The sequence below is a fragment of the Mesorhizobium sp. genome, from assembly GCF_024509055.1.
Classification (GTDB): domain Bacteria; phylum Pseudomonadota; class Alphaproteobacteria; order Rhizobiales; family Rhizobiaceae; genus Mesorhizobium.
In genome coordinates, this window is the sequence record NZ_JANINM010000361.1 from 23,252 (window position 1) to 29,593 (window position 6,342).

Consider the following 6,342-nt stretch of genomic DNA (forward strand, 5'->3'; position numbering starts at 1 on the left):
CGATGCCGCGCTTATTTCAGCAGTTCGTTGGTGTAATATTTCGAGCCGGGAAGGACTTCCTTGATCTGGTCGGTGTCCTTGAGCGCCTGGGCGATCGGCAGCCAGTTCTTGTCTTCCTGCATCATGTAGCCGCTGTCGCCCTTCATCAGGGCGGCGGTCAGCTTCCAGCCCGACAGGTTGTAGGCCAGGCTGCCGCCTTCCGGATAAGCCTTGGTGAACATATCGGCGGCTTCGTCGGGATGCTCGACCGCCCATTCGGTTGCCTTGATGGTGGCGCGCATCCACCTCTTGGCGACATCGCCATGCGCGGCCAGATAGTCGGTGGAAGCGGTGTAGGTCCAGACCGGCACGTCGGGTGCGCCGGCTGCCTTGCCGACAAGCGCGGTCGGGTCCTTCTTCAGGGTCTCCTGGACCTGCGGCACCAGATAGTTCTCGGTGTTGGTGGCGATGTCGATCTTGCCTGCAAGCAGGAGATTGGTGTCGGAATCCTGCGCGATGATCAGCTTGACGTCGTCCTCGGTCAGCTTGGCCGCCTTAAGCACGAAGGGCATCATCGCCTTGGTCCAGGAGTCGGTGTAGATGGCGATCGACTTGCCCTTCAGATTGTCGAGCGAGAGCGGCTCGTCCGGACGGCCGAACAGGCCCCAATTGTTGCTCTTGGTGTAGAGGCCGATCGAGGTGATCGGGATCCCCTGCGAGGCGCCGAACACCACGTCGGTGGTGGCCTCGAAGCCGATCTCGGCCTGGCCGACGGCGAGCAGGCGCGCGGTGGTCTGCGAATCCGGCGGGAAGATCACATCGACCTTGATACCCTCGGCTTCGTAGAAGCCCTTCTGCTGGCCGACGAGCGTCGGGATCAACTCGAAGTCGGCGCTTGGCCAATCATAGACGAAGCGGACCGTCGTGAGATCGGCGGCGTCAGCCGGCGTCGCGCCGAAAGCGGCGCTGAGCGCGAGCAGGCCCGCGCCGGCAAGCAGCATCCTGGAAAAGGTCGTGTGCATTGAAATTCCTCCTGATTGTTTTGGGTTTGTCGAAGATTGGTGCCAGGCTCACCTGGCGGGGCTCCCCTGTGGGGCCTTCCATTGCGCCCATGCGGGCGCCGTGGAGCGCGAGCGCCATGGCGTCATCAGCACCTCCAGCCCGAACACCAGCAGGAAGGAGCCGACGCCGATGATGGTCAGCAGAAGCATGGCCGCGTAGACACCGGCCGTGTTCATCTGCGCGTTGGCGGTAAGCAGATAGGTGCCGAGACCCTGCTTGGACGAGGCGGTCCATTCGCCGATGACGGCGCCGGTCACCGCGTAGGTTGCGCCGATCTTCAGCCCTGAAAACAGCGGGCCGATGCAGGCCGGCAGCTTCACGATGGCAAAGGTGCGCAGGCCGCTGCCGCCCATCAGGCGCGCAAGGTTCAGCATGTCGCGGTCGACCGAGGCCAGGCCGTCCAGCACGTTGACGACCACGGGGAAGAACACGATCCAGGCAACGATGATCAGTTTCGGCGTGATGCCGAAGCCGAAGATGATGACCAAGGGCGCGGCGATGGCGACGATCGGCACGGCCTGCGAAATGATCAGCGCCGGCATCACCAGCCGCTGCACGACGCGGATCTGGCCCATCGCCAGGGCAAGCAGGAAGCCGATGAGGGCGCCGACAAGGTAGCCGATCGCGGTTTCATGCAGCGTCTGGCCGGTCAGCACCGAAAGCCGGGGCCAGTTGTCGAGAAGCGTCGAGAACGCCAGCGCCGGCGGCGGGATGACATAGGGCGGCAGCCCGGTCACCCAGACCAGCACCTGCCAGGTGGCCAGGATCAGCACCATGGCCACGACCCAGATCATGAACGGCCCCGCGGCCGCTCCAAACCGTGTGTTCATTGCGGTGACCTTCCTGCGATCAGTGGTAGAGGTGCTGCATGATCTGCCGCTTCAGGCCGACGAAGGTGTCGGTCGTCAGCACTTCGAGCGGCCGCGGCCTTGGCAGGTCCACGGTGAGGATCTCGGCGATGCGGCCCGGGCGCGGCGTCATGACCACGATGCGGTCGGCGAGGTAGATCGCCTCGTCCACGTCGTGGGTGACGAACAGGATGGTGCGGTTGAGGTCGCGCCAGAGCTGCAGCAGCCATTGCTGCATGCCGAGCCGCGTCTGCGCATCGAGCGCCCCGAACGGCTCGTCGAGCAGCATCACCTCCCGGCCGGCGGCGATGGTGCGCATCATGGCGGCGCGCTGGCGCATGCCGCCAGAGAGCGCATGCGGATAGTGGTTGAGGAAATCGCCGAGGCCATAGCGGCGCGCGAGGTCCGCCGCCTCGGCCTTGTCCCGCGCGGTCGCGCCGCGCGTCAGCGAGGCGCCGAGCGTGATGTTGCCGAGCACGGTGCGCCAGGGCAGCATCAGATCCTTCTGCAGCATGTAGCCGACCTGACCGGGCCGATCGCTGACATCCTGTCCGTCCAGCACGATCTTTCCGGACGTCGCCGTCAGCAGCCCCGAAACGACGTTGAACAATGTGCTCTTGCCGCAGCCGGATGCGCCTAGGATGCAGACGAATTCGCCTTCGGCTACGTCGAGGCTGACATCGTTCAGCGCGATCACCGAGCCGAATTTGACGCCGAGGTTCTTGATGGAAAGTTTGGTCGATCGGGACACCTGCTGCCCGGTGGCAGCCCCTTCACCCAAAATCCCCGGCACACTCGCTTGTCCCATTGAGAATTCCCTTTGATGCAGGCGAGCCTGCCTCGAAAAAGCATAAGTTCACGGTCACGCCCCGAGGCTCCCCGAGGACGTTGCTGGCAACCAGACAGAGCCGCTGATAGGCAAGAAATAGCGGATAGCTCACGCAGGTAAACGTTTACCTATCCATCTAATGAGGGGTTGTCAATTCCGCGGCCAATGCTGTCGAACACGCGTCCCCGTTTCTCGGAATCGAGATATGTGTTAAGCGCGGCGGACGATGCGACGGCGGCCGGAGGCGGGCTGTTGCCGGTCGAGGCGGCGAGGGAATGTGGCAACCACGATCAAGGATATCGCCAGGCAGGCCGGCGTGTCGACCGCGACGGTTTCAAAGGTCCTCAACCGGAAAGATCCGTTCATAAGCGAGGAGACCCGGGAGAGGATCTGGTCGCTCGTCAAGGAGCTCGACTACACGCCCAACTCCATCGCCCGCTCGCTGATCACGCGCAGTTCGCGCGTCATCGGCATCATCGTGCCGGACATCCTCAACGCCTATTTCACGGAACTGGTCCGCGCCTGCGACCTGGCCGCCCGCGAACGCGGCTATTCGACGATCCTGTGCAATTCCGACAGCGATCAGGAGAAGGAAACGTCGCACCTGACCTTCCTCGCCAGCCACGGCGTCGACGGCATCGTGCTTGCCGCGAGCGACCTCATTCCAGACGCCGGGCTTCTGCAGCGGCTGGGGATCCCTCTCGTATCCATGGATCGCGAAGTTCCCGATCTCGATTGCCTCGCCGCGCGCATCGATACGGACTACGATACGGGAGCCTATCTGTCGGCCAGCCACCTGATCCGCAACGGACACCGGCGCATCGCTTTTGTCAGCGGCAATCCGCTGGCCTCCAACACCAGGATCAGGCGCGCGGGGTTCGAGAGGGCCCATCGCGAGGCCGGCCTGCCGGTCGATCCGGACCTTATCGAGTGCGGCGCGTTCAATCACCGCTTCGGGTTGCTGGCGACACGCACGCTGCTCGACCGCACCAGCTTCACCGCCATGTGCTGCATGAGCGACATGCTGGCGATGGGGGCGACAGTGGCGCTTCGCGAACGGGGCCTCAACGTACCTGACGACTGCGCGGTTATGGGCTTCGATAACATCTACATAGCGCCGCTTCTCGTGCGGCCTCTTTCGACGATCGAACGGCGGATTTCGGAGGCCGGTCAGCTGGCGATCGGCGCGATGATCGATTTTCTCGACGATCCCAAGCGTCCACGCCGATCGGTGCTAATGGAGCCGACCGTGATCCTGCGCGAGACGACGTGACTGGCTTGCGACCTAGCCCTTGATCGCCGAGCCGACGATCGAATCGACGAAGAAGCGCTGCAGGAACACGAAGAGGATCAGCGGCGGCAGAACTGCGAGCGTCGCGCCGGCCATCACCAGGCCAGTGTTGACGGCGCCGCGGTTGTAGCTGAGCAGCCGGCTGAGGCTGATGACGATCGGATAGGCGTCTGCGTTGCCCTGCAATACGGTGAGCGGCCAGAGATAACTGTTCCAATGGTACACGAAGGCGAACAGCGCAAGCGCGGCGATCGCGGGAGCCACGCTCGGCGCCACGATCTTGAACAGGATGAGCAGTTCTGAGGCGCCGTCCATCCGGGCTGCGTCGATGAGGTCGTCGGGCACGCCGGCGATGAACTGGCGCATCAGGAAGATGCCGAAGGCGTTGGCGAGGTTGGGTACGATGATGCCGGCGAGGCTGGCGTTGAGCCCTATCGAGCCGACCATGCGATAGAGCGGGATCAGCGTCACGATCGGCGGCAGGAACATGGTGGCGATCAGCAGCGAGAACAGCAGCGAACGGCCACGGAAAGAGTATTTGGCGAAGGCGTAGCCGGCCATCATGCTGGTCACCAGAATGCCCGCGGTGGTGACTGAGGCAATGACCAAGGAATTCCACATCGAGCGGCCGACATTGACGACGCCAGCGACCTTTTCATAGGCCTCGAGCGTTGGTGTATGCGGGATCCAGACCGGTGGCACCTGCATCGTCTCGGCCGGCGTCTTCAGGCTGGACAGCACCATCCAGGCGAGCGGGAAGGCGGAGGCGACCGCGACCAGAAGCATCAGTGTGGCAAGCAGCGCTTTGCGCCCCGAAGGCCGCTTACGGGTCAGCGAGCGCCTTGTGCGGGTCATTCGCTGTCCCTCCGGTTGACGAAAGCGAACAGCGCCGAGACGCAGACGATAAGCGACAGCATCAGTATCACCGCCATGGCCGACCCCAGGCCGCCCTGCGCGCGCTCGATGCCGACCCGGCGGATGTGGTAGGTGAGCACATTGGTGGAGCCGACCGGGCCGCCCTGAGTGATCAGCGCTACCGGCTCGAACACCTGCACGGCGTTGATGATGGCAATGACGGCGCTGAAAAGTAGCGTGCGGCGAAGCAGGGGCAGTGTGATGAAGCGGAACTGCTCGCGCCGGTTGGCGCCGTCGAGCGTCGCGGCCTCATAGAGGCTGCCCGGGATCTGGGTCAGCCCGGCGATCGCCAGGACAGTGAAATAGCCGACCTGCTGCCAGACATTGAGCAGGACGATGGAGACCAGCGCCGAGCGCGGCGAGGAGAGCCATGGCTGCGAGCCGATGCCGATTAGCCCGAGCAACTGGTTGAGAGGGCCCTCGCTCGGCGAATAGAGTTTCGACCAGACCAGCGCCACGGCGATCATCGGCACCATGTAGGTGGAAAACAGCACCGTCCGTAGCGCCGTGCCGCCGGCGACCTCGCGCTGATAGACCAGCAGGCCGAAGACGACCGACAGCGGCAGGATGAGTACGATGGATAAAGCGGTGTAGATCGCGGTGTTGACGAGGGCCGTCTTGAAGTCGCGCCCGACGGAGGTCGGGCCGAAAATCTCCTGGAAGTTACCGAAACCGACGAAGGTGGCTTGCGAAAAGGGCGTTTGTGTCGACCAATCCTGGAACGACAGCCAGATGGTAAGCAGCATCGGCAACAGCACGAACACGCCGATCAATGTCACGGCGGGAGCAAGCATGATGCCCGCCGAGGCACGAAACGCTTTGGCCATTCATCGGGTCCCAATGGGCGCGGGGCTTGAATCCCGGCGTTACTTGGCGGCGCGCTCCAGGATCGAGGTGGCGTCGGCCTGGGCGTTCGCCTGCGCATCCTTGGCCGAGACCTGGCCGTACTGCAACGCCTCCAGCGTCTGCTGCAGGGATTCCGAAAACTCCTGGCCGCCGAGCACGACCGGGAAAGGCCGCGCGTCGGCAAGCACGCTCACATAGCCCGAGAGGAATTCGGAGCCGAGCTTGTCCTTGTGCGCCTCGATGTCCGAGGCGCGCGAAGGCAGGATGCCCATCGACATCAGGATGTCGGACATGGCCGAGCCGCCGTTCTTCCCGGACTTCGGGCTGTTCAGCCAGTCGAGGAATTCCCAGGCGGCCTTCTGCTCGGCTTCGCCGGCCTTGGCGTTGACGACGGTCATCCATGAATAGGAGATCGAATGCGGCTTGTCCCCGCTCGGGCCGACCGGGATCGGCGCCGTGGCGACGTTTGCGAACTTGTCGCCCATGCCCGTCTTCAGCGCGCTTTCCCACCAGTTGGCCATGATGATCATGCCGGTCTTGCCGGAGACGAAATTGTCGAGGAACGGACCGGT

General features: G+C 63.8%; 7 protein-coding genes. 1 reads left to right on the top strand and 6 read right to left on the bottom strand.

Annotated elements, in window-relative coordinates; all coding sequences use genetic code 11:
* Positions 1 to 11: 11 nt before the first annotated feature.
* The 3 genes from Q0L57_RS15480 to Q0L57_RS15490 are packed head-to-tail and all read right to left on the bottom strand — an operon-like array spanning position 12 to position 2,697.
* On the bottom strand, positions 12 to 1,001 hold the full coding sequence (locus Q0L57_RS15480; protein ID WP_296743993.1) for an ABC transporter substrate-binding protein: 990 nt from the start codon (positions 999 to 1,001) through the stop codon (positions 12 to 14).
* Between the two features lie 48 nt (positions 1,002 to 1,049).
* Positions 1,050 to 1,871 (bottom strand): ABC transporter permease, encoded by an 822-nt coding sequence (locus tag Q0L57_RS15485; RefSeq protein WP_296743995.1) that lies wholly within the window; start codon positions 1,869 to 1,871, stop codon positions 1,050 to 1,052.
* A gap of 19 nt (positions 1,872 to 1,890) precedes the next feature.
* Positions 1,891 to 2,697 carry an ABC transporter ATP-binding protein gene (locus tag Q0L57_RS15490; RefSeq protein ID WP_296743997.1) on the bottom strand — a complete coding sequence of 269 codons (807 nt, stop codon included), beginning with the start codon at positions 2,695 to 2,697 and terminating at the stop codon, positions 1,891 to 1,893.
* A 298-nt stretch (positions 2,698 to 2,995) separates the two neighbouring features.
* Here Q0L57_RS15490 and Q0L57_RS15495 point away from each other — a divergent pair, with 298 nt between their 5' ends.
* The gene (locus Q0L57_RS15495) at positions 2,996 to 3,991 is read left to right on the top strand and encodes a LacI family DNA-binding transcriptional regulator (protein WP_296743998.1); all 996 of its coding nucleotides are present in this window, start codon (positions 2,996 to 2,998) and stop codon (positions 3,989 to 3,991) included.
* A gap of 12 nt (positions 3,992 to 4,003) precedes the next feature.
* Here the strand turns inward: Q0L57_RS15495 and Q0L57_RS15500 are convergent, their stop codons facing one another.
* From Q0L57_RS15500 to Q0L57_RS15510, 3 genes are all read right to left on the bottom strand, one after another.
* A complete protein-coding gene (locus tag Q0L57_RS15500) occupies positions 4,004 to 4,864 on the bottom strand; it encodes a carbohydrate ABC transporter permease (protein WP_296744000.1) in 861 nt (286 codons plus the stop codon).
* A complete protein-coding gene (locus Q0L57_RS15505) occupies positions 4,861 to 5,751 on the bottom strand; it encodes a carbohydrate ABC transporter permease (protein ID WP_296744001.1) in 891 nt (296 codons plus the stop codon). Before Q0L57_RS15505 ends, Q0L57_RS15500 begins: the two co-directional genes overlap by 4 nt.
* 39 nt (positions 5,752 to 5,790) lie before the next feature.
* A partial coding sequence (locus tag Q0L57_RS15510; protein WP_296744003.1) for an extracellular solute-binding protein occupies positions 5,791 to 6,342 on the bottom strand: 552 nt, incomplete at its 5' end.